Here is a 24,774-nt window from a genome sequence, read left to right on the forward strand (position 1 = left end):
CATAAGAGAATATTCTTAGGAGGTAACTGAAACATGTCACAAAGCTTTCAAAGTGCCTATCAAGAAGAAGTTGATCGACTGAAGCGGACCATGGAGACAGTGGACCAGCAGCTGGAAAGACTGCGAGGAATACCGATCTATACAGGTCATGACTTCACGGAGCAGGTTCTTGAGGCCCAGCGTGAAGAACGACGAGTTGCCCTGGCGAAGAGCTCTAAGGAGCCTTATTTCGGGCGGCTGGATTTTGAAGAATCGGGAACGGATAGCCGAAAGCCGCTCTACATCGGTAAGGTCGGTGTGGATCGGGAAGAGGTAGGGGATCATCCGCTGGTCATTGACTGGCGTGCGCCAGTAGCCAGCTTGTTCTACTCCTTCACTGGGGGAGAGGGCCCGGCAACCTATGAAGCTCCGGAGGGTCTGATTGAAGGGTTGGTATACCTGAAGCGGAACGTGGTTATTCGCCAGCGAATGCTGGAGAGAATTGCGGATACCTTCAACCGGGATAGTGACCAACCAGCGGTGTCCGATGAATTTCTCGTCTACCGACTTGGGGAGAACAAGGACAACAAGCTTCGTGATATCGTCTCCACAATCCAGGCGGAGCAGGACCAGATTATTCGGGCGCAGCGGGATACAGCCTTGATTATTCAAGGTGTAGCGGGCTCGGGTAAGACGACCGTGGCCTTGCATCGGCTTGCTTTCTTGCTGTATCAGTACAAGGAGCAGGTTGCGGCTGAGCGTATGATCATTTTTGCCCCCAACCATATGTTTTTGGACTATATTTCGGATGTCCTGCCTGAGCTGGGTGTTGGAGATATTCAGCAGAGCACGTTCACAGATTGGGCTGTCCAGCTACTTGAGATTGAGCTTCCGATTGCAAATGCAAGTGAGACGTTGAATCTCTGGTTCGAGGAGCCGAATAACCGTCCGAAGCTTAATGATGAGGTGCCGGGACGCTACAAGGGCTCGATCCGATTCATGACTTTGCTGAAGGAATGGCTATCCGGGCTGGAGAGTGACGCTGTACCAGAGGCAGACTTCATACCGTGGGATGGGGCCGTGCTGACCAGATCCGAGATTGAGCGCTGGTTCAGCGAGGAATATAGACATTATCCTCTTGCGAAGCGCAAGGAGCGCGTCATGGCACGGATTCATCGCTGGATTGAGATGGAGCTGAAGCAGCTGAAATCGGAAGCCCTGCGCAAGGAATGTAAGAAGAAGGCAGCCACGCGCGAGAAGGCCTATGCAAAGAAATGGCCACAATATGAGCCGCTAACGATGTACAAGCAGCTATTCAAGACTGTCAAGGGAGGGAGTGTCCCTGACGAGATCCATGCTCAGCTTCCACGCTCGATCGTGAAGCAGACGGCTACGGATTTGAAGCAGAATATCATCCGTGAGGAGGATCTGCCTGCGTTGGTGTACATCCATGCGTTAATTCATGATATTGATGGCGGACAGCGGTTCGACCATATCGTCATTGATGAAGCACAGGATTTCTCTCCATTTCATGTTGCCTTGTTGGATTTGTTCGTCAAAGGGCACTCCTTCACGATCTTGGGAGACCTGTCCCAAGGCATTCATGAGTATCGCGGCGTCCACGCCTGGGATGAGATGAGCAGTCTCTTTCCTGCTGAGCATCATGCTTATTATGCACTGACACGCAGTTATCGTTCGACTATGGAGATCATAGATTATGCGAACATTATTCTGGAGCGTGGCGTGAAGAGCGGTATTACTGCGATCCCGGTGTTTCGTAGTGGTGATCCGGTCCGGGTCATTGCTCACCCGACGCAGAAGCGCAGTACGGATCTGGAACGTGCGTTGCGACATTTGACCGGGAAGGATTACCGCACCGTAGCTATTCTGACACGTACATTAAGCGAGGCCGTTGAATTGCATGCGGAGCTTGCCAAGCAGGGCTGGGAGCTGAATCTGATTGACGGTAGCAAAAAGCAGTACACAGGCGGTCACTCGATCCTTCCGGTCTATCTCTCGAAGGGGCTGGAATTCGACGCGGTCGTTGTTGCCGATGCGGATACAGAGCATTATCTGAGCAATGCCGGAGATGCAAAGCTACTGTATGTAGGCTGTACGCGGGCATTGCATGAGCTCTGGCTGCTCCATAGCGGGGCTCTGCCGGATTATGCCCAAGCTGCTAATCTGACAGATAGCGAGAACATGGTTCTGGAGGGCTGGCCTGAAGACTAGTTGAGCACGTGGAAATGACCAGGCTCGGTTGATATTTGTAAGATAGAACACTATATTGGTGACTGGAGCCGACTCCGTTGTCACTATGGCAAAGACAGGCTGCAATCTCCGTAGTGAGCGCCTGTCTTTGCCATATCCAGATATATTACTTATAATAGCGTCAAATCACTAATTCAGAAAAAGAATAGAAGAAATATAGAAAAGCACGAAAGAAGTAAGGAAGAGGCACGGTAGAAGCACGGTAGAAGCACGGTAGAAGCACGGTAGAAGCAGAGAAGGAGTAAATACAAAGCGGTTATTTTAAGCAAAGGTGAACATAAATAATGAGCAAACCAACCATTTACGATGTAGCTAGAGAAGCAGGTGTCTCGATTGCTACCGTCTCCAAGGTGCTGAATCATAACGGTCGTATCAGTGACAAGACACGGCAGAAGGTGACGCACATCATGGAGCAATTGAACTATCAGCCGAGTATGGTGGCTTCCGCGCTTACGAGTCAGCGAACAGGCACAATTGGCCTGATGATTCCGGACATTGCCAATCCCTTCTTCGCAGAAGCAGCCCGTCATTTCGAGGATCATGCCCAGCAAGCGGGCAATGATCTGGTGATCTGTAGTACCGATCGTGATGATACGAAGGCGGAGCGATATATCTCGTCCCTGCTGCGCAAGCGTGTAGACGGGCTGATCATCGCCTCGCACACAGGTCCGCCGGAGCGGGTAGCCCGTCTGCTGACCGACCGAATTCCGACGGTACTGTTCTCTGCGGATATTCGTTCGCTAGCCTGTAACAGCGTCACCATTGATGATTATCAGGGGGGCTATGAGGCCACGAAATATCTGTTGTCACTTGGGCACCGCCGGCTAGGGATTATTTCGGACAGCCTGTCTGGTAGCCGTTTGCGGGAGCAAGGCTTCATAGAGGCATTAACCGAAGCGGGACTGCAGCCAGATGAGTCTGAATGTATGATCCAGACCTCTGCCACGCTGGAGAATGGTCGGACTGCGGCACGCACGATGTTATCCATTCCTACAGATAGACGGCCAACTGCCATATTTGCCTGCAACGATCTGTTGGCCATCGGCGTACTGCAGGAGGCCAGCTACGTCGGGCTGGCTGTTCCACGGGATTTGTCTGTCGTTGGCTTCGATAATACATTGCTGGCAGATATTTGCCATCCCTCTCTCACGAGTATCGCTCAACCCCTGCGCGATATGACCAGACAATCCATGCAGCAGCTAATAGACTGCATCGCTGATCCCGATGCTGCTAAGAATAAGGTGCTGATTCAGCCAGAGCTCGTTATTCGTCAATCCACAGGTCCCGCTCCCGATTAATTTGACTGTTCTCCGGGAGAAAGGGACCTTTTTCCTCATGCGCTACTACGCACTATTTTTCACTTGCAGGATTCCGAAAAATGTAATTGATAAGCGCTTACATCTCTACTATAATAGTTTTTACAGTTGGGTTAAGCGCTTAACCTAAGGTGTTAACAAAAATCTTTAGCAAGAGCATGGCTCTGACCCTGACTCTGGCCTTGATCCTGACCCTGACTCTGACTCCAAAATTCAAGCTATTAGCGAAGTAGTTAACCAAGATACTGTGCAAGAAATTTACTTGGAAGAAATATAATAGCTAGTTGATTCTACCTTCAAGGAGGAAGCGCTATGAATGGAGAGGTATTGCTTCACAATGGGCAGCCTGCATTTGATCCGGTACGACCGCTTGCTTTTGATGCTGCACGCCCGATAGACCTGGTATCCGTAGGCCGTCTCTGCATTGATCTGAATGCCAATGAGACAGGATGTCCCATGGAGGATACGATGACTTTTACGAAATATGTAGGAGGCTCTCCGGCAAACATTGCGATCGGCGCGGCAAGGCTGGGCTTGAAGAGTGGGTTTATCGGCAAAATTGCTTCCGACCAGATGGGCCGCTTCATCCGGCGCTATCTGCAAGCGAATCATGTGGATGACAGTCAGGTTGTAGATGATCATACGGGTGCGGTAACTGGATTAGCCTTCACCGAAATCAAGAGCCCGCAGGAGTGTAGCATATTAATGTATCGTGACAATGTTGCTGATCTGCTGCTGACTACGGCGGATATCTCCGAGGACTACATTCGCCAGACCAAAGCTTTGCTCATATCCGGGACTGCGCTCGCGAAGAGCCCATCCAGGGAAGCGGTGTTTCTGGCACTGGAGCTCGCAGTCAAGCATGGAGTTACGGTGTTCTTCGATCTTGACTATCGCCCCTATACCTGGAAGTCGGATGCGGAGACGGCCATGTATTACAATCTGGCTGCCGAGAAATGTGACTGCATCATTGGTACACGCGAGGAATTCGATAGGATGGAGCAGTTGTTCAAGGAAGCGGCATCGGATGATCAGGCGACGGCCGGACGCTGGTTCGGGCATCGGGCGAAGCTGGTCGTCATCAAGCATGGTGGCAGCGGCTCCATCGCTTACACGGCAGACGGACAGTCACACCGTAGCGGGATCTTCCGTACGAAGGTACTGAAGACATTCGGAGCTGGGGACTCCTATGCGTCAGCCTTCATTTACGGACTCATGACAGGCGAGACAGTTGGAGAGGCCATGAAGCGTGGTAGTGCATCAGCCTCGATCGTCATTTCCCGGCATAGCTGTTCGGATGCCATGCCTACACTGGAAGAGCTGAACACTTTTCTGCAGGAGAATGAGGAGATAAAAGAGCTGGTGTGATCCTATATAACCAATACGCGAACCGGAGGAGAGAGGATATGGAGAAGCAGGGAGTAGAGGTGCTCAGGAATTATATCAATGGACAATGGGTGCAAGCAGAGGTATCGCAGACCGAAACCGTATTCAACCCCGCTACCGGAGAAGTGCTGGGAGAGGTACCCTTGTCTACGCGGGAGGAGCTGGATCGCGCCGTAGCGGCAGCGAAGGAAGCATTCACAGGCTGGTCCAGCACACCGGTGCCACGTCGCGCTCGCATCATGTTCAAGTACCAGCAGCTACTGGTAGAGCATTGGGAGGAGCTGGCCCGACTGATTACGCTGGAGAACGGTAAAAGCTACAACGAAGCCTATGGTGAGGTACAGCGCGGGATTGAGTGTGTGGAATTCGCTGCCGGAGCCCCGACATTAATGATGGGCAGACAGCTGCCGGACATTGCTACAGGTATTGAATCCGGGATGTACCGGTATCCAGTAGGCGTCGTGGGGGGAATTACCCCATTTAATTTTCCGATGATGGTGCCCTGCTGGATGTTCCCGCTCGCGATCGCCTGTGGCAATACGTTCGTGCTGAAGCCTTCTGAGCGTACTCCGCTACTGGCAGCAAGACTTGTAGAGCTGTTGGAGGAAGCAGGTCTTCCTGCCGGGGTATTCAATCTCATCAACGGGGCAAAGGATGTCGTGAACGGCCTGCTGGAGCATCCAGATGTGAAAGCGATTTCCTTCGTGGGCTCGCAGCCTGTTGCCGAGTATGTGTATCAAAAAGGTACGGCCCATGCCAAGCGTGTACAGGCGCTTGCCGGAGCCAAAAATCATTCCATCGTCCTGCAGGATGCTGAACTGGAAGCGACGGCTACCCAGATCGTCAACGCAGCATTCGGCTCGGCTGGCGAGCGTTGTATGGCTTGCTCCGTCGTAACGGTGCAGGAGGAAGTGGCCGACAGGCTGCTGGAGCTGCTGCTGCAGGCATGTGACACCATGACGATTGGCAACGGTCTGCATGAGGATACCTTCCTCGGCCCGGTGATTCGCGAAAGTCATAAAGACAGAACCATTTCCTATATTGAACAAGGTGTAGCGGAAGGAGCGAGACTGCTGAGAGATGGCCGCAAGGACAAGGCCGTGGCAGGGGATGGATATTTTGTCGGCCCGACGATTTTTGACGAGGTTACACAACAGATGAAGATTTGGCAGGAAGAGGTGTTTGCTCCTGTACTGTCGATCATTCGGGTCAAGGACGTAGAGGAGGCTGTAGACATTGCCAATGCCTCACGCTTTGCGAACGGGGCGTGTATCTTCACGAATGACGGAGGCAAGGTTCGCTATTTCCGTGAGAATATAGAGGCTGGCATGTTGGGTGTGAATGTGGGTGTCCCAGCACCGATGGCCTTCTTCCCGTTCTCTGGCTGGAAGGACTCCTTCTACGGTGACCTTCATGCGAACGGCACAGATGGGGTGGAATTCTATACTCGCAAGAAGATGGTTACGGCCCGCTGGCAGTAAGATAAAGCAGCATTGGAAGGTCATTGATAGATTGATAGCCTGATAGCCTGATGGATTGCTGGCTAGGAAGCACTTAATGCAAATTCGGATGAAAGGCGGTAGTTCCTTGGAAACGATTCGATTGACAACAGCGCAGGCATTGGTCAGATTTTTGAACAACCAATATGTTGAGACGGATCAGGGACATACACAGACGAATGCAGCTGCTCAGCAGCATGCTGTGCATGAGGATGGGGCCGAACGCTTTGTAAAAGGAGTGTTCACCGTGTTTGGCCACGGCAATGTGCTGGGACTCGGTCAGGCACTGGAGAGCGCCCCAGGAGACTTGATGGTCTACCAGGGAAGGAATGAGCAGGGAATGGTGCATGCCGCCGTGGCCTTTGCCAAGCAGAGTCGCCGCCGTCAGATTATGGCCTGTACGGCCTCGGTCGGTCCGGGCTCCGCGAACATGGTGACGGCGGCGGCTACAGCTACCGCGAATCAGATTCCCGTGCTGCTGCTGCCTGGGGACACCTTCGCGACTAGACAGCCCGATCCGGTGCTTCAGCAGATGGAGCATACCCATAGTCTGGCTATATCCGTTAATGATGCGTTCAAGGCGGTCAGTAAATATTGGGACCGTGTCTCGCGTCCGGAGCAGCTTATGTCGGCCATGCTGAATGCGATGCGAGTGCTGACAGACCCGGCTGATACCGGTGCAGTGACCATTGCACTACCGCAGGATGTACAGGGTGAAGCCTGGGATTTCCCGGTGGAGTTCTTCCGTAAACGAATACACCGAATTGAGCGACGACAGCCGCATCCGCGTGACATCCTCGCAGCTGCCGAATTGATATCGACAAAGCACAAGCCCCTGATTATCTGCGGTGGAGGGGTACGGTACTCCAATGCAGGTCAGGAGCTGAAAGACTTTGCTGAGGCCTTCGACATTCCGTTCGGTGAGACGCAAGCCGGAAAAAGTGCGGTAGAGAGCAGTCATGCGTATAACCTTGGTGGTATAGGCGTGACAGGGAATGCTGCTGCTAATACGTTGGCAGCCGAAGCGGATCTGATTATCGGAGTGGGCACACGCTTCACGGATTTCACTACGGGCTCGAAGAGTCTGTTCCGTCATCCAGAAGTAGAATTCCTTACGATCAATGCCTCGGCATTCCATGCCTCGAAGCTGGATGCGCTGCCTGTTGTTAGTGATGCAGCAGAAGGGCTTCGAGCCCTGAAGACGGTGCTGGAGGTGCAGAGCTATCGCTCGGGTTACGGAGAAGAAATTGCCAAGGCGAAGGCTGAATGGCAGCAAGAACGGCAGCGACTTGCCAGCACAGATTATTCGTCGGGCAGCTACGTACCCGAAGTGGCTGGTCATTTGGATCACGAGCTTGTGGAATATGCAGAGGCACTAGGTACGACACTGACACAGACCTGCGTGCTGGCTGTAGTGAATGAACAAATCCCGCAGGATGCGATCGTTATTGGTGCGGCAGGAAGTCTGCCTGGGGATATGCAGCGCATGTGGGAGGCGACCATACCGGATACGTATCACATGGAATATGGCTTCTCCTGTATGGGCTATGAGATTGCCGGGGCATTGGGAATCAAGCTGGCACAGCCGGATCGAGAGGTCTATGCGCTGGTGGGCGACGGCAGCTATCAGATGCTGCATTCGGAGCTGGTGACGAGTCTGCAGGAACGCCGCAAAATTAACATTGTGCTCTTGGACAATGCAGGCTTTGGCTGCATCAACAATTTGCAAATAGAGAACGGGATGGGGAGCATAGGCACCGAGTTCCGTTACCGCAGTGACAGTGGCAAGCTGAATGGTGATGTCATGGCAATTGATTATGCGGCCAGTGCTGCGGGCTACGGTGCAGTAACCTATCGGGTTACCAGCATAAGTGAACTGGAAGCGGCTCTTGCAGATGCGCGTAAGCAGACCGTATCCACGCTGCTTGATATCAAGGTGCTGCCGAAGACCATGACACACGGCTATGGAGCATGGTGGCATGTCGGTACAGCTGCTGAATCCGATAGCAAGGCAATCCAGGATGCCCATTCTCGACGAGAGGAAGGCCTGAAGCAGGCACGCCGTTACTAAAGCCTCGTTCGAATTTAATGTCAGTAGAATGACCTCGTGAGCGTCATCGTTAGTGGAAAACGAGGAAGCCCTAGAGAAACGAAGTGCCCGTCTTTAAGCTTGCAGTTCTACTACTTTTCGCCTTAGATCAAAGAACAGCAAGCTTAACAACGGTCGACAGGGCTCCCCGCTTGCAGCGGCTGTATACACACATTTGATCTGATCACGTTAGTGCATTGACGAATCGGATTTCAGGTGGAATGATCTGGTCAACAACCTCACCCCATAAGGAAGGGACAGAAGACGATGTTCAAAGCACATGCAGTCAAGCTGGCGATTGCTCCTATCGCCTGGACGAATGATGATATGCCGGAGCTTGGTGGAGAACATACCTTTGAGCAATGTATCAGCGAGATGGCGCTTGCTGGGTATCAGGGCAGTGAGGTCGGGAATAAGTATCCACGTGATCCGGCCATCCTGCGCCGTGCTCTGGAGCTCCGCAAGCTGGAGATTGCCAGTGCCTGGTTCAGCAGTTATCTGACAACTCACCCCTTTGAGGAGACAGCCGAGGCGTTCAAGGCACATCGTGATTTCTTACATGCTATGGGGGCCAAGGTCATCGTCGTATCTGAACAAGGTGGCAGTATACAGGGGCAGATGGAGACACCCTTGTTCGCGAATAAGCCTGTGTTTACAGATGCGGAATGGGTGTTGCTGACAGAAGGACTGGGAAGTCTTGGTAGACTGGCACGTGAAAAGGACATGACAATTGTGTATCATCATCATATGGGCACCGGCGTTCAGACAGGGACGGAAATCTCACGGCTGATGGAGATGACTGATCCTCAGGAGGTATCGCTGTTGTTCGATACAGGCCATTTGGCTTTCTCGGGAGAAGATCCGCTGGACATTTTGCGGCGCCATCTGGGGCGCATTCGGCATGTACATTTGAAGGATATACGACCGAATGTGGTGGAGCGTGTGAAGCAGGACGGACTAAGCTTCCTGCAGGCAGTCAAGGCAGGGGCTTTCACGGTACCTGGCGATGGTTGCATTACCTTTCCACCGATCTTCGCGGCACTCGCCGCTTCGGAGTATGCAGGCTGGTTCGTCGTAGAAGCAGAGCAGGACCCGGCACTCGCCGATCCGCTCGAATATGCACAGAAGGCACGGGCATTCATCCGGGAGCACAGTGGTTTGTAAGCGGTAACAATATTGTGCAGGAAGAATACTAGCAAAGTGATGGTGAGACGGATGATGGCGAAGGAGAAGAACACGTTGGAACGAAGTGAACTGATCGACAAGCTGAATCGGGTCATGCAAAAGTTAATGAATCTGGAGCGGCCTGACAATGAGGATGAGCTACAGCAGCTGGGATCGGACGCAGCACGGCGCGGCTATTTTGCCCGCGATTTCGGGATGGAGGAGTGGGACTGGCCACAAGGCGTAGGTCTATATGGTCTGAACAAGATTGGGCAGTATTTTGAGGATGATCGATTTGCTGCCTATGCGCTGCCTTGGATGGAGAAGCATTTCGCCCAAGGCTTTCCAGGTCGCAATATTAATACGACTGCCCCCCTGCTCTCTCTGATGGATCTGGATCAGGCGGAGCAGCTAAGCAAGGAATGGATTGCCTGGCTAATACAAGAGCTCCCGCGAACCGAGGAGGATGGCTATCAGCATGTGACCTCTGGTGCAACAGCTCACGATGTGACACTCCATGAGAACGAACTCTGGATCGACACACTCTTCATGGCTGTTCTGTTCACGGCGAAGATGGGGGTGAAGTATGACAATGCAGTCTGGAGACAAGAGTCACTTCATCAATTGCTTCTTCACATTAAATATTTGTACGACAAGAACACAGGCTTGTTCTATCATGGATGGCACTTCACCGGGCGACATAATTTTAGTGAAGCCTTCTGGTGCCGTGGTAACAGCTGGTTCGCACTCGGATTGCCAGAGTATATAGAACTCATGCAGCCATATTTGGATGAAGGGGTGCTGAAATACCTGCAACAGACGCTGCGTTCCCAGATGGATGCTTTGCTTGCTCTACAGCATGAGGATGGGTTATGGCATACGCTACTCGATGATCCAGACAGCTATACCGAGACCTCGGGCTCGGCTGCAATTGCTGCGGGACTGCTGTACAGTGTGCGCAAGGGACTATTGCCTGCCTCCTATGCAGATCAAGCTGTGAAGGCCGTTAGAGCCGTATTGGCACGGATTCGCGAGGATGGTACCGTGGAAGGAGTATCTGGAGGTACCGGGATCGGGAAGAAGAAGGAGGATTACAAGGATATTATCCTTGGGCCGATGGCATATGGTCAGGCTTTGACGATTGTGCTGCTGGGTGAAGCGTTATATTGTTGTTGAAGCACCGTGCGAACTGCTGATGTCATGATATTGTGCCTATAGTGGTTGGCGATACATCGGGGAGGTTAATGGAGCGATGACGAGTAGAATCGGAGTAGGCATCATTGGTGCTGGGCGAATTGGCAGGCTGCATGCAGATCATTTGTTACGTTTGCCAGCATTTTCTTTGAAAGCGATTGCGGAGGCGTGGATCACAGAGGAATTGCAGACATGGGCAGAGGCCAGAGGGATTCAGGAGTTGCATCGCGATGGTGATGTATTGTTGAATGATCCCGACATTGCGGCCATCTTTATTTGTACGCCCACCGATACACATGCAGAATGGATCAAGAAGGCAGCCAGAGCAGGCAAGCATATCTTTTGTGAAAAGCCGATCAGTCTCTCCCATACAGAGAGTGCGGAGGCATTACGGATTGCAGCGGAGGCTGGAGTGAAGCTACAGGTAGGTTTCAATCGCCGCATGGACCCGAGCTTTCGTCGATTGAAGCAGCTGGTGGATGCCGGAGAGCTGGGTCAGCCGCATGTACTCAAGATTACGTCACGTGATCCCCAGCCGCCAAGCGAGGCCTATGTCAGCTCATCAGGGGGGATGTTCATGGATATGACGATCCATGATTTTGATATGGCACGTTATATCATGGGTGAGGAAGTGACTGAGGTGTACGTGCGCGGTGCGAACCTCATTGATCCTATGTTCGCGCGCCACGGTGATGTGGACACTGCGATCATTACACTTACTTTTGCCAATGGAAGCATCGGTGTGATTGATAACAGTCGTCAGGCTGTATATGGCTATGATCAGCGTGTGGAGGTGTTCGGCTCTCAGGGAGCCGCAGCAGCAGACAATTGTCGCCCGACTACGGTGGAGCTGTCAACAGCTGCCTCCGTCATACGTGATCAGCCGCTGCATTTCTTCCTGGAGCGCTATCAGCAGGCCTATATTGATGAGGTTATGGCTTTTGCCGATGCCATCCTGCATGACCAGTCCATCATATGCTCAGGTCTGGATGGCATTCAGGCGGAGCGGATCGCAGCGGCGGCCAAGGAATCACATCGTCTGGGCCTTCCTGTGAAGCTGCCTGTGCTTGATCTTGCAGCAGCGCCTCCGATGTCTTGACGGAGAAGGATATCTACACCAACCAACCTACACCAACCAACCGAGGAGGAGCATGCACATGTCACGATTGATGGTTAAGGCTGCGGAGCCGAATCAGGATGGACGTATTCTGGCTGTAAGTCCAGAGAGCGCTGGTTGGCAATATGTCGGCTTTGAAGTATACCAGTTGCAGATTGGTGCGAGCTTGTCGCGGATGACGGAGGGACATGAAGCCTGTCTTGTATTGTTATCTGGCATAGCTAATATACAGGCGGCAGGTAGAACATTTGAGGCTATCGGCAAGCGTATGTCCGTATTCGAAGGTATCCCTCCATACTCCGTCTATGTACCAGCAGGAGCCAGCTATGAGATCACAGCGCATACCCCTGTAGAGCTAGCCGTATGTCTTGCTCCTGCCAAAGGCAAATACGAAGCTAGACTGATTACTCCCGCCGACATGGAGGTGGAGGAACGCGGTAGCGGAAGCATGTCGCGGCAGGTCGTCAATATTCTTCCAGAGCAGAAAGAGGCCGAGAGCCTGCTGGTCGTTGAGGTGTATACACGAGGCGGGAACTGGTCCAGCTACCCGCCGCACAAGCATGATCGTGACAACCTGCCACAGGAGTCCTATCTGGAGGAGACCTATTATCACCGGATAAATCCACCCCAGGGCTTCATCGTGCAGCGGGTATATAACGATGACAGGACACTGGATGAGACGATGGCTGTGACGGACGGTAGTGTTGTTCTGGTGCCAGAGGGATATCACCCGGTGTCTGCTCCGCCAGGCTATGATTCCTATTATCTCAATGTCATGGCTGGTCCGACACGGACATGGGTGTTCCATAATGATCCGGCTCATGAATGGTTATTCCCGGCTCCAGTGAAGAAGGACCAAAGCTAGCTTATCGGAGATATCTAGCGGATTGATGTTCGTTACCAATATCACCGTATCGCAACTCCAAATCAAGCAACAAGAGGCCACATTAGGCTAAATTAGGCTGCATTGGGTTGCATTACGCAGAAGCACTTGAAGCAATGATCTGAAGACGCCCTGGTCATCCTGTAGGGGCGTCTTTTGCTGGTCTTGCACGAGTAAAAGCAGTGATCCGAGTTGTTACGCGACTGCCTGTGTCCTGTGGGCTTATGGTATACTATAGCCATAATAATTGAACCTATAAGACGGAACAGCGTTACACACGAGTACAGCCCCAAAGGCATGTCGAACAGAGGAACAGCAGACCCGCAACCGACTTGCAATGACGGCGAGGAGTGAGGAGTGGTATCTATTGTCTCGTACCTGGTACAACCGATTATTGGTATCATATTTCCCTATTTTTTTGCTTACGGTGACTATACTCATTTTTATCGCTTTTGTGTTCGTTAATGATATTTCTAGATCCGAGACCAAGAAGGCAGATCGAATTTCCTCCAGTTATTTAGTGGATAGCGTGGATCGCACGATTCGGGATATTGAATTGTCGGTGCTGGAGGCAGTAGAGGGAAACCAAGCCTACAAGCGGTATTTCAACCGTAATGTGCGCTCAGGCCGAGAGGCTGAATATGCCATTGCGCAGAGCTTGCGTGAGATGACGAACTCCTCCTCCTACATCCAGTCCATTTATTTATATGACAAGAAAAATGAAAGCGTTTTAACGTCGAGCGGTTTGAGAGATGTTGAGACCTTCTCCGATAAGGTATGGATTGACCGTATTCTATCCGGATCACTCGCCCCAGGCTGGCAGCCTGTTCGCGAATTTAATCCGGGCTTTGTGCAGCGCACGCCTGTGCGGGTATTGACGGTGAACAAAGAGATGCCGCTGCCCTTCGGTACCGATGGTGTGCTGGTGATTAATGTGAAGATGAGCAGTATTGAGCAGAGTATCGACAGCATGGTCAACGGTCAACTGTCGTTCATGACCATTCTCGATCGTGAAGGCCAGCTCGTATATCACGCACATGCAGATCAGGCGGGTGCAGCAAGTGGACAAAAGCTGAATACCTTGAAGCTGGATCGACTGGGCTGGACCCTTGTAAGCGGTATAAAGGCGGGGAATCTATTTGGCTGGGTGTCAGTGATCTCCTACCTATGGGTGGTTATTGCGATTGCGACAGTAGTGATCGCCATTATCTACATCGTCTACATCACACGTCGCAATTACAAGCCGATCCAGATTATTATGAACCGGATCGAGGCGCATCAGATTCGAACCATGGAGCAATCCGGCTCCCGTATGGATGAGATGAAGCTGATTGATGGTGTACTGGAGAATCTGATCAACCATATGATGGACTATGACAAAAAGAGCAGGGAGAATCTGCTGTTGCAGCGAAGCAAACTATTCCATGATCTGCTACGCGGCGAACGGTTGGAGCAGGCCGCTGAGCGGCTGCGAGAGATATCGCCACTCACGGATATGGATGAGCAGCCCAGTTTTGCTGTCGTGGTCAGTGAAATCAATCGTTATGAGCAGGTATTCCAGGATAAGTACACCCGAGGGGATCAGAATACGCTGAAGTTCGCACTGATGAACGTTCTGCAGGAGCTCTCTCGCAATGCGAGGCTGCAATGCTGGGCGGAGTGGGTCAGCGCGGACCAGATTGCGATTATCTTCATGTCCTCCGACAATAGTATTGACATGACAAAGCAGCTTCGCACGGTTGCGGAGGAATGCCGTACCTGGGTGGAGCAGAATCTTCGCATCTCGCTCAGCTTCGGGGTGGGTCCGCTTGCCGAAGGCATTGGTTTCATTAGGGAATCCTATATGGCAGCGGAAGCCGTGCTTCACCGCAAGCTGTTGATGAACGGTGATGTCATTCTGGCTGAAAGCAGCGATACACATCAGCAGTTGCTAGAGACGTATACGTATTTACAAATGATTGCGGAGTTCGTCAAGCGCTTCCGTATGTCTAGCGGTCAGTGGCGAGAGCAGCTGGAGGAGATTTTTGCGGCGTTCGAGCGTAATCTGCTGTCAGATGAGGATATTCGCTCTTTCATGCAAGCATTGCTGCAAATGCTGAGCCGGGAAGTAGCCGTGATGTCCGAGCAACTCCAGCAGGAGCTGTCTGAAGAGAACAACAGTGAACGGCTGAAGCGTGTGCAGGCAGCAGAGACTTTGGCCGATGTCAAAAGTCTGCTGTTCGATGAACTGACAGACCTGTTCCGCATCTATGTATCCGTCAGTGAGACGAAGAGCTACAAAGCGATGGTTAACGAGATGAAGAGCTACATTGAGGAGCAGTTCGCTAATCCAGACCTGTCTCTGAAGCATCTGAGCGACCGATTCCAAGTCTCTGGCAAGCATGCGAGCTATTTGTTCAAGACCGAATTCAATATGAAATTTGTGGACTTCGTGACCGCACTGCGGATGAAGGAGGCCGAGAAGCTTCTCCTGAATACAGACCAAGCCCTGCAGGATATTGCCGTACAGGTAGGGTATGCGAATGCGATCAGCTTTGGGCGCGTGTTCAAACGAATTATAGGTATGACGCCAGGGGATTACCGGCGTTCGAAACGGGATGCTCCGATGGCCGATTCGTGAAATGTCGGTATAAAGACGTTTATTTTTGATGCATATTGGGTCAATATTGAGGCGCATGTTATGCAGGCACACTCCATTAGGAGGGAGAGCCAGCAGGCATGCGTCTTGTTGCGTAATTGTCCGAAATAACTGGATATGAAAGCGGTTTATTGACATCCGATTTCAGTTTGTTATCACCGAGAATGGTTGGTGTAACGAAGTCACTGCAAGCCGTGTCTAATCCTATAGCAGAGCAAGCTGAACCTTAATTACCTTGTCATAAACCATAGATCGGATGAATGCCTCAGTCCTTGTTCCGAAACAGGTTTATTGTCAATGAAAGTGTCTATGTGGAATACTCAGAGCAAGCTTCGATCATTCACGCAAAGGCAAAGGAGATGACACGAATGACACTGAAAGCAACCAAAGGGAGTCTGAAGAAATGGGTAGGATTGGCACTTACCATGGTCATGGGAGTGTCCTTGCTGGCAGGCTGCTCATCCGCTTCCAATGAAGGTGCGGGCGATGGCAACGCTTCGAATGGAGAACGCGTCACCTTGAAAGTAGAAATATTTGATCGCGGTAACAGTCCTTCGCCCCACACGATTACCAATAACTATTTATCGAAGCTGGTGCAGGAACGATTCGGTGATCCGAACAACATTGATGTACAGTTTGTACCGATTCAGCGCTCCGAGGAAGTTACGAAGCTGAACGTTCTGATGGCCAGTAATACCGATGTTCCCGACATTGTTTTTGTATACGATTCCAGTGTCTTCTACCGTTATGCCCAGCAGGGGGGGCTGACAGATGTCGGAGAGCTGCTGGATCAACATGGACCTAATCTCAAGAAATTCCTTGGCGAAGATACGCTGAAGTTCGGACAGGTTGAGGGTCAGCAATTCGCTATTCCGGGCAAACGTGCCATTACAGGCCGTTATAGCTCTTATATTCGTCAGGACTGGCTGGATAAGGTGGGATTGCCGGCTCCAACGACGACAGAAGAGCTATACACAACTTTGAAAGCGTTTAAAGACAAAGACCCAGGTCAGCTTGGCAGCCGAAATATACCTATGGGCATGACATTGGCACCAGCTCAGTTCGAGCCTCTGATTTTCTCATTCATCAAGCCAATAAACGGTGATTATGCTTACCCTCAGCGCTATGAGCTGCCATTGCATGACGGCTTCAAGGATTCCTTGAAGTTCATGAACAAGCTCTACAATGAAGGGCTGATGAGCAAGGACTTCAGTCTGGATGAAGACAAGACACAACTGGCTAAGGACATTCAGAATGGCAATACAGGCTTCTGGTCAGAGGATGTGGATGCCATGTTCTACGCGGAAGGAACGATTGATAACTTGACCAAAAATGTGGCGGATAGCAAGGTGCTCCCTATCGATGCTTACACAAATCCGAATGTAGACAACAAGCATATCAAGTCCCGCTATGCCTCCAATGGCTTGTATATCATGATTCCAAAGAGCAGCAAACGTGCTGTGGAAGCTATCAAGTACCTGGACTGGATGGCGTCAGACAACAATCTCATCGACATCTACAGTGGTGTTGAGGGCGAAAATTATGACATGGTGGACGGGATCCCAGTTGTAAAAGCGGATGCATCCCAGGAGGCCATTGACCGTCTGTTCAATGCAGGTGATCTCGCAATCATCTCCAACGGCAAAAATATCGGAGATCAGGCCACGAATGAAAAAGCATGGATTATGGGCTTCCCTGAACGTAATCAGGAGCTGTTGAGACAATCTATTGATATTGCAAACACGGATACAGTAGGTCCTCTTGTCTTCGACAAGCCGATTCAGGCGGAGCTGAAGTACAGTACTGCGCTTAAGGATAAGGTCAACGTCATTATTGTCAAAGCAACGATGGCTAAGCCTGAGCAATTTGAAGAGGTATATGAGCGTGAAATGAGTGATTATATGGCTCTGGGCGGTGCAGATCTGAAGAAGGAGCTTGATGAGGCCGTTCAGGGGCTATCCACAAAATAAAAGAGAGTGCTGTATCCATACAGAGGAGCGTGTGCCGTCAGCCATCGTGGGGCGGCACCACGTGTCTTCGCAGATAGGAGGAGAACGGTGTGACATACTTTAGACGGTATTGGCAATTGTACGCGCTGCTGTCGCTGCCCTTGATTTACTTTCTGATTTTCCGTTATGGACCGATGTATGGTGTGCAGATTGCCTTCAAGGATTTTAATCTGTTTCAGGGGATTAATGGCAGTGAGTGGATCGGTTTGGATGCCTTCCGTGAGGTCTTCGCCATGCGGGACTTCTATACGACTTTGCGTAATACATTTATGCTGAATTTTCTTGATCTGCTGGTGTCGTTCCCGGCTCCTATTATCTTGGCGATCATGCTATATGAAATCCGTTTTAAATGGTTCAAGAGCGTGTCGCAGACGATTCTGTACATTCCCCACTTCATTTCCTGGGTGATCATCGGCGGGATTGTGTATCAATTGTTCGGTAATCAGTCCGGTATGGTGAACGGTGTGCTGGAGAGCATAGGACTCCATTCGATTCCTTTCTTGACGGAGAAGAATCCATGGCTTGTGACCTATCTGTTCACAGGTGTCTGGCAAAGTGCGGGATGGGGAACCATTCTGTATCTGGCAGCACTGACCGGTGTCAACAAGGAGCTGTTCGAAGCGGCTGAGGTCGATGGAGCAACACGGATGAAGAAAATCTGGCATATTACGTTGCCAAGCATCAAGCCTACCATTGTAACTCTCTTGATATTAAATCTGGGTAAAATGGTCAGCATCGGCTTTGATCGTCCTTATATTATCGGTAATACGGCTGTACGAGAATACTCAGATGTACTTAGTACCTTCGTGTACCGGGTCGGTCTGGAATCAGGGCAATACACGCTGGCTACGGTTGTAGGCCTGTTCCAGGCTGTGGTAGGGCTAATATTTGTACTTGGCTCTAACTATATTTCGAAAAAGGCGACCGGAGAGGGGATCTTGTAAAACACAGTAGGCAAGTGAGGTCAACAGGTCTATCGACAAATATGCAAAGCATGAGTAAAGGAGTTGTGCGCGTATGAGTGAACGTACCTCTAACCGGATTTTTGATATCGTCAACATTACCTTTGTAGCCTTGTTCGTCTTGTTCTGTCTGGCTCCCTTCCTGCACACCATTGCCATCTCATTCAGCTCCAACCGGGCGATTACCTCGGGTGAGGTGAGGCTGCTTCCCAGGGATTTTAATTGGGATGCCTACGTAAAGGTGTTCTCTGATCAATCCATGATCTATTCGCTGGGATACACGGTAGTTCTGACAATCGTTACCACGGTGCTATGTATGGTGTTCACGATTGCTGCCGGGTATCCGTTAACTAAGAAAAAGCTGAAGGGCCGCAAGCTCTTCATGTACGTCATCATTATAACGATGTTCTTCAGCGGCGGTATCATTCCTGAATATCTACTGATTCGTGACCTGCATATGCTCAATACAGTGTGGTCTTTGATTTTGCCGGGGCTCGTCAGTCCCTTTAATCTAATCATTCTGATCTCCTTCTTCAATAGCATTCCCGAAAGTCTGGAGGAGTCTGCGGAGATTGATGGCAGCTCGCATTTCTACACACTGTTGAAAATTATCCTGCCGCTGTCCATGCCGGTAATGGCTACACTTGCGCTGTTCTATGCTGTTGGCCGCTGGAACGGCTTCCAGGATTCACTTATGTACATTAACGAGCCTCAGTTGTACCCGCTCCAGCTTAAGCTGTTCCAGATGGTACAGAACAACATGGTCAGCGAGCTGACGCAAATGGAGGGTGCGAACAGAACGAGGTTACCAGCAGAAAGCCTTAAGGCGGCTACCGTGGTATTCGCAACCGTGCCCATTCTGCTCGTCTATCCATGGCTGCAAAGATATTTTGTCAGCGGGGCCATGCTGGGTGCGGTCAAAGGCTGAGTTACAGGAACATACCGTAGTCAAAACAGACTCAAAGACATAGTAATGGGCATATCTCCTTAGGCAAAGCCTTGTATGCTGGGTCAATGACTCCTACAATGAGACATAAACAATTGGCTGAAACTGAGTCTAAGCTAGTGACAAGGCGTTCAAGCATAGTCAGAAGAAAGTAGCTGAGCGCCTCTGAAAAGCAATGGAATAGAACGAAAAGGAAGCGAAGCGGATGCAGGATAAGCTAAGTACGACAAATGCAGTCACTGAGCAAGGTACTGATGCAGGTATGAGTGCTGCTAAGGAACAAGGCTGGCTAGACAAAGGGGAATTCTCATTCTCCACCTGCTGGAATATCAAGCGTCATCCTGTTGGCTCAGACATGATTCGTGAGATAGCCGAACTTGGCTTTCGCCGAATCGAGCTTAATTACAATGTCACCAGAGACATGCTGACGACCATTGAACCAATGATTGAGCGTGGGGAGATCGGCATTTCCAGTGTGCATAATACCTTTCCACATGTAGCTGACCCGGACTATGGGACCGATTCTGAATTGCTTGGCTTTCAGGATGAGGACCGACGTAAGCGGGCCATCGATCTGCTCATAGGCTCAGCTGAGTATGCTCACCGTTATGGTGGCGAAGCCGTCGTCGTGCATCCAGGTGAGGTACCCATTCCGGTGAATGTCAGCCAGGAGCTGGCGCAGCTGTATAACGAGAAGGGCAAGGATTCCACGGCTTATCGGCTCAAATGGGAGGAGTTCCTGGAGCAGCGAGAAGCTCTTAGCTCTGGTTATGTACAGACGATCATTCACAGTCTCGATGAGGTATGTAGTCGAGTTGCGGCCAAAGGATGGAACGTGCGCTTTGGTATTGAGACCCGCTCCAGACCACAGCAGATTCCAACGTTGGCTGAGGCCAAGACGATCATTCAAGCTCTGAAGGGGGCTCAGGTAGGCATCTGGTACGATACTGGGCATGCCATTATGATGGACCGCCTTGGTCTGTACGATAGCGTAAGTGAGATGGAGGGACTGATGGACGACATCGTGGGTGTCCACATCCACGAGACGCTCGGTCTGTCCGACCATTGGTGTCCATACATCCACAGTCAGGATATGAACTTCTATGACGCTTATTTACCGATGATACAGCGGTCTCAAGTGAAGGTGTATGAGCTGAAGGCTGCTTGTACACCGGAAGATATTCATGAAAGTCATCGCTTGCTGGTCGCCAAGCTGGAGAGGCTATAAGCATACTTGCGCAGCAAATGTAGCTTGGGAGGGAAGCGTATATGTACAAGCAACTGGTGATCAGCAATGACAAAGCGGTTGAGAGAGGAATAACCCGGCAGGTGTTGGATCCTGAGAGCCGTTACTATGGTGGAACGATTGATCCGGCGACGGGAGTGGCCTGGGTTAATCACACCACTGGAACACCAACCGAGATGTGCTACTGGGGAGCAGCGCTGGTTAACCCGGATTCAGCATATTACCGGGATGCAGAGCTGCTGAAGCGGCTGTGCCTGGCCAGCGAGTATGTACTGCGTGCCCAGCATGAGGATGGCTCCATCTCTCCTGGTTGGACCAATTATCATTCCCCGCCGGATACAGCCTTTGTCGTCGTGGGATATGCCCAGCTATATCAGCTCCTGCTGCAAGAGGAATGGGAGGATATGCAGCCTGTAACGAATAATATGAGACTCTTCCTGGAGCGGACCATACCTGTCCTCCTGACTGGAGGCTGCCATACTCCAAATCATCGCTGGGTGCTCTGTGCAGCGCTTGGATTCCTGTATCAGCTGTTCGGGTGGAAGGAGGCAGCTCAGCGTGCGGAGCAGTGGTTGGCTGAAGGAATGGATATTACACCTGACGGGGAATGGACGGAACGAAGCAATGGCATTTACAGTGCCGTCAGTGATATCATGCTTATTCATGCTGCACGTTTGCTGGATCGTCCTGACCTGATGGAGCCCGTAAGGCTTAATCTGCGGATGATGGTGTACTTGGTTCATCCGAGTGGTGAGATCGTTACGGATTACTCAGGCCGTCAGGATCTGGGGCATATGCATAATCTGGCACCTTACTATTTGCCATATGCCATCTTGGCGAGGATCGACGGTGATCCACTATTCGCCGGAATGGCCGAGTGGGCGGGGCAGTCACTGACGGATCCTGGCGTGTGTTCCGTCAATGCGCTCGTACGTCTACTGCTGGAACCGGAACTACAGGAAGCTGGCGGTACAAGGGAGGAGTTAAATGTAGCTGACGCAAAGATTGACGGCCAAGGCATGGAGGATAAGGCAGAGATAGAAGGTACGGAGGATAAGGCAGGGGCAGAAGGCACGGCTGCAACTGTTCAAAATGGAAGGGCGCTACTGCCTACTCAATATGATATTGTGCTGAATGAATGGTTCAAGCGAGCTGACTATCTGGAACAGATGGATGCAGTTGGGCATCACGGACATATCTATCATAGCCGGCTTCACACGGATTTTGGCGCACCTGTAGCGCGGTTCCGGGATGGTGTAACGAGCGTAACCGTAATGACGGAGGTTCCCTCATTCTTTGCGCTTCGGCATGGAGCAGTGCGCTTGCTGGCTGTACAGCTAGCATCCTATTTCAATCCTGGCTATGTCCCTATGCAGCAGTTGGACCGTATAGCTGAAGGCTATCGTCTGGTTGGGCAGCAGAAGAAGGGATATTATGGTCCAGTTTCTGCCGAGCTATTGCCAGATACATCACATACATCTATCAGTCCATGGTATTTGCTGCCGCATCAGAGCCGCCAGCTTACGCATGAACAGACATTCAAGGTCGAGGCCAAGACGCAGCGAACGGAGACAGGCTGGATATTGCACGTGGCGGCATGTGAGCCTCAGGAGGTCATGGTGCAGCTGTCGTTCGTATTTGGTGATGAGGGTCATCTGTCTGGGGGAGAACTGCACCAGACCGCGGAGGGGCATTACTTGTGGAAGGGCGGCACACTTCGCTATTCATGTGGGGATGACTGGATCGAGCTCTGCGGCGGCGAGCTTGGTCATCTGGCTACGACAGTGCGTGAGGCCAAGCTGCCTGAGCAATGCAAGGTGGTGCTGGTCAACCTTATGACACCATTCGAGAAGACAGTTGAAATCAAGCTCTCTCCATCGCTGGAGGCTGGCTCGGATCAGCGCTCTAACTAGTCACCAAAGACTAAGTTATGGAGCTTAAGAGTATGGCTCTTACTCATATTAGTTATGATCAAATTCCTAGGCATATATAATTTCGGTGCTAGATAAATCAGTTCATGGTGGCATGACGTATATGGTGGATGGACAACTATTGGCAGACCTCAGAAATACCCGCTAGCCTAGTGGCTGAGCGGGTATCTTTTTGCTCATTTATCTATAAGCTTATTTATTTATTTATTTTCAATGCACCAATGTATCTGTACATCTATATATACCTATGTATAACGCATCTACACATCAATGCACAAATGATCAATGCAATAATGTATCAATGCAATAATGTATCTTTGGGTATCTGTCGCAGACAATACACTTTCTATTCCGCATAGAAGTGGATGAATAGTAGTTGTCGCTCACAAATGTTCGGCGAATGGTTAGTCACGGATCCCAAAGTTCTCAGAATATATTTACACCAGATGTATTTGTGCTTACAACAGTAAGAAGAATGTAGACGGAGTAGTGAGGGAGGATGTGGGACTTATGAAAACAGCACCTATAATAGGCACGCAGACAATGGTGGTCAGTCCACATTACCTGGCAAGCGCAGCTGGTGCACGCATATTGGAGCAAGGGGGCAACGCTTTTGATGCAGCAGTAGCGGTAAGTGCTTGTCTTGCGGTAGTGTATCCGCACATGACGAGCGTGGGTGGGGACGCCTTTTGGCTGACTTATAGCACCCACGAGGGCCGTGTTCGGGCGTACAATGCCAGTGGCCGCTCAGGCGGGCAGGTCTCTGCTGCCTGCTTCAGTGGTGAAGCGGCTATTCCTCAGCGGGGCGCACGCAGTGCCCTAACGGTTCCCGGGATGGTTGATGGCTGGGATGCCGTGTTGCGCGAGTATGGCTCCATGACATTATTAGAGGTGCTGCAGCCTGCGATCCAGTATGCCATGGAGGGGTTTCCGTTATCGCCAGACCAGCATAACCATACGAGAGAGCGAATGGAGGTGCTGCAGTCACAGCCACAGACGGCTGCGATCTATCTTCCAGGGGGCAAGGTACCTTCGATCGGTAGTCGCTTTGTGCAGTCAGCGTTGGGAAGCAGTCTACAGCAGATTGCAGAGCAGGGACGGGATGCCTTCTATACAGGTTCCATTGGACAGGACATTGTGCGCTCGCTGGCAGAGCAGGGTGGAATGTTGACATTAGAAGATTTTACGGCACATGCAGGAGAATGGGTGGAGCCCTTGCGTGGAAGCTATCGTGGGCTGGATATTTATCAGGCTCCTCCTAACTCACAGGGCTTTACGGGTATTATGGCACTTCAAATTCTGGAGAATGTTGAGCTTGGGCACATTCCACATGGCTCCTATGAGTACTATCATCTGCTGGTAGAAGCGCTCAAGCTGAGCTTTCAGGATCGCAACCGCTATTTGACTGATCCCGACTTTGCTGCAATTCCACTGGAGCGATTACTCTCTAAGATGTATGCGATGGAGCTGGCGTCCTCGATTGATATGGAGCGTGCCTTGTCTATGGATAGTCAACCTGTAGGCAGTGATACAGCCTATGCGGCAGTCGTCGATGCAGAAGGAAATGCTGTCTCCTTCATTCAAAGTCTGTATTTCGAATTTGGATCGGCGGTAGTTGGCGGAAATACCGGAATTCTGCTCCAAAACCGCGGCTCCTTCTTCTCGCTGGATAACACGCATGTGAACAGATTGGAGCCGAATAAACGAACGTTTCATACACTCATGCCTGCTATGGCCTGTCGTCAGGGACGGCCTTATATTCTGTACGGTACACAAGGCGGAGAAGGCCAGCCGCAGACGCAGACAGCGCTCCTGACCCGTATCGTGGATTATGGTCTGGACCCGCAGACAGCGATAGATGCACCACGCTGGGTATGGGGCAGAACATGGGGGGAAGCAACGCAGGAGCTGAGGCTGGAAGGTCGCATATCTGCGGATGTGGCGCATCGTCTGCAACAGGCTGGGCATAGCGTCCGAATGATGGAGGATTACGCTGGAGCAGCTGGGCATGCGCATGCGATTGTCATTGATGAGCATGGCTTCCGGCTTGGAGGAACAGATCCTCGTTGTGACGGCGCAGCTATAGGGTGGTAAGGAAGACTTTCGCGAATACAGTTTTTCTTCTGGGATCGTCATCAATAGCT

General features: G+C 51.2%; 16 protein-coding genes. All 16 read left to right on the forward strand.

Features of this window, described 5'->3' with window-relative positions; all coding sequences use genetic code 11:
* The first annotated feature begins 33 nt into the window (after positions 1–33).
* Positions 34–2,211: a HelD family protein gene (locus tag D328_RS0124960; RefSeq protein WP_018887777.1), complete on the forward strand. Its 2,178-nt coding sequence runs from the start codon at positions 34–36 to the stop codon at positions 2,209–2,211.
* A 323-nt stretch (positions 2,212–2,534) separates the two neighbouring features.
* Positions 2,535–3,548, forward strand: coding sequence for a LacI family DNA-binding transcriptional regulator (locus D328_RS0124965; protein ID WP_018887778.1), 1,014 nt, complete (start codon positions 2,535–2,537; stop codon positions 3,546–3,548).
* A gap of 330 nt (positions 3,549–3,878) precedes the next feature.
* Positions 3,879–4,934, forward strand: coding sequence for a 5-dehydro-2-deoxygluconokinase (gene iolC, locus D328_RS0124970; RefSeq protein WP_018887779.1), 1,056 nt, complete (start codon positions 3,879–3,881; stop codon positions 4,932–4,934).
* Positions 4,935–4,972: 38 nt separating this feature from the next.
* Positions 4,973–6,433, forward strand: a complete 1,461-nt coding sequence (locus tag D328_RS0124975; protein WP_018887780.1) for a CoA-acylating methylmalonate-semialdehyde dehydrogenase — start codon at positions 4,973–4,975, stop codon at positions 6,431–6,433.
* Positions 6,434–6,539: 106 nt separating this feature from the next.
* On the forward strand, positions 6,540–8,522 hold the full coding sequence (gene iolD, locus D328_RS0124980) for a 3D-(3,5/4)-trihydroxycyclohexane-1,2-dione acylhydrolase (decyclizing) (RefSeq protein ID WP_026281367.1): 1,983 nt from the start codon (positions 6,540–6,542) through the stop codon (positions 8,520–8,522).
* Between the two features lie 285 nt (positions 8,523–8,807).
* Positions 8,808–9,704, forward strand: a complete 897-nt coding sequence (iolE, locus tag D328_RS0124985; RefSeq protein ID WP_018887782.1) for a myo-inosose-2 dehydratase — start codon at positions 8,808–8,810, stop codon at positions 9,702–9,704.
* 39 nt (positions 9,705–9,743) lie between these two features.
* On the forward strand, positions 9,744–10,880 hold the full coding sequence (locus tag D328_RS0124990; protein WP_018887783.1) for a glycoside hydrolase family 88/105 protein: 1,137 nt from the start codon (positions 9,744–9,746) through the stop codon (positions 10,878–10,880).
* Between the two features lie 76 nt (positions 10,881–10,956).
* Positions 10,957–11,997 (forward strand): inositol 2-dehydrogenase, encoded by a 1,041-nt coding sequence (iolG, locus tag D328_RS0124995; protein ID WP_018887784.1) that lies wholly within the window; start codon positions 10,957–10,959, stop codon positions 11,995–11,997.
* A gap of 58 nt (positions 11,998–12,055) precedes the next feature.
* On the forward strand, positions 12,056–12,880 hold the full coding sequence (gene iolB, locus D328_RS0125000; RefSeq protein WP_018887785.1) for a 5-deoxy-glucuronate isomerase: 825 nt from the start codon (positions 12,056–12,058) through the stop codon (positions 12,878–12,880).
* Between the two features lie 385 nt (positions 12,881–13,265).
* Positions 13,266–15,518: a helix-turn-helix domain-containing protein gene (locus tag D328_RS0125005; RefSeq protein WP_018887786.1), complete on the forward strand. Its 2,253-nt coding sequence runs from the start codon at positions 13,266–13,268 to the stop codon at positions 15,516–15,518.
* Positions 15,519–15,904: 386 nt separating this feature from the next.
* On the forward strand, positions 15,905–17,506 hold the full coding sequence (locus D328_RS0125010) for an extracellular solute-binding protein (protein WP_018887787.1): 1,602 nt from the start codon (positions 15,905–15,907) through the stop codon (positions 17,504–17,506).
* An 89-nt stretch (positions 17,507–17,595) separates the two neighbouring features.
* On the forward strand, positions 17,596–18,489 hold the full coding sequence (locus D328_RS0125015) for an ABC transporter permease (RefSeq protein WP_018887788.1): 894 nt from the start codon (positions 17,596–17,598) through the stop codon (positions 18,487–18,489).
* A gap of 73 nt (positions 18,490–18,562) precedes the next feature.
* Complete coding sequence (locus tag D328_RS0125020; RefSeq protein WP_018887789.1) at positions 18,563–19,435, forward strand: carbohydrate ABC transporter permease; 873 nt, start codon at positions 18,563–18,565, stop codon at positions 19,433–19,435.
* 280 nt (positions 19,436–19,715) lie between these two features.
* Positions 19,716–20,681 (forward strand): sugar phosphate isomerase/epimerase family protein, encoded by a 966-nt coding sequence (locus D328_RS0125025; protein WP_026281369.1) that lies wholly within the window; start codon positions 19,716–19,718, stop codon positions 20,679–20,681.
* A 41-nt stretch (positions 20,682–20,722) separates the two neighbouring features.
* Positions 20,723–22,612 (forward strand): hypothetical protein, encoded by a 1,890-nt coding sequence (locus D328_RS31680; RefSeq protein ID WP_018887791.1) that lies wholly within the window; start codon positions 20,723–20,725, stop codon positions 22,610–22,612.
* A gap of 528 nt (positions 22,613–23,140) precedes the next feature.
* Positions 23,141–24,724, forward strand: a complete 1,584-nt coding sequence (gene ggt / locus D328_RS0125035) for a gamma-glutamyltransferase (RefSeq protein ID WP_018887792.1) — start codon at positions 23,141–23,143, stop codon at positions 24,722–24,724.
* Positions 24,725–24,774 lie beyond the last annotated feature (50 nt).

It is taken from the genome of Paenibacillus massiliensis 2301065 = DSM 16942, from assembly GCF_000377505.1.
Lineage (GTDB): Bacteria > Bacillota > Bacilli > Paenibacillales > Paenibacillaceae > Paenibacillus > Paenibacillus massiliensis.

Excerpts from the sequence above, each read along its gene's own strand:
- D328_RS0124960 (WP_018887777.1), top strand. The coding sequence starts at position 34 with ATGTCACAAAGCTTTCAAAGTGCCTATCAAGAAGAAGTTGATCGACTG.
- D328_RS0124965 (WP_018887778.1), top strand. The coding sequence starts at position 2,535 with ATGAGCAAACCAACCATTTACGATGTAGCTAGAGAAGCAGGTGTCTCG.
- iolC (WP_018887779.1), top strand. The coding sequence starts at position 3,879 with ATGAATGGAGAGGTATTGCTTCACAATGGGCAGCCTGCATTTGATCCG.
- D328_RS0124975 (WP_018887780.1), top strand. The coding sequence starts at position 4,973 with ATGGAGAAGCAGGGAGTAGAGGTGCTCAGGAATTATATCAATGGACAA.
- iolE (WP_018887782.1), top strand. The coding sequence starts at position 8,808 with ATGTTCAAAGCACATGCAGTCAAGCTGGCGATTGCTCCTATCGCCTGG.
- D328_RS0124990 (WP_018887783.1), top strand. The coding sequence starts at position 9,744 with ATGGTGAGACGGATGATGGCGAAGGAGAAGAACACGTTGGAACGAAGT.
- iolG (WP_018887784.1), top strand. The coding sequence starts at position 10,957 with ATGACGAGTAGAATCGGAGTAGGCATCATTGGTGCTGGGCGAATTGGC.
- iolB (WP_018887785.1), top strand. The coding sequence starts at position 12,056 with ATGTCACGATTGATGGTTAAGGCTGCGGAGCCGAATCAGGATGGACGT.
- D328_RS0125010 (WP_018887787.1), top strand. The coding sequence starts at position 15,905 with ATGACACTGAAAGCAACCAAAGGGAGTCTGAAGAAATGGGTAGGATTG.
- D328_RS0125020 (WP_018887789.1), top strand. The coding sequence starts at position 18,563 with ATGAGTGAACGTACCTCTAACCGGATTTTTGATATCGTCAACATTACC.
- D328_RS0125025 (WP_026281369.1), top strand. The coding sequence starts at position 19,716 with ATGAGTGCTGCTAAGGAACAAGGCTGGCTAGACAAAGGGGAATTCTCA.
- D328_RS31680 (WP_018887791.1), top strand. The coding sequence starts at position 20,723 with ATGTACAAGCAACTGGTGATCAGCAATGACAAAGCGGTTGAGAGAGGA.
- ggt (WP_018887792.1), top strand. The coding sequence starts at position 23,141 with ATGAAAACAGCACCTATAATAGGCACGCAGACAATGGTGGTCAGTCCA.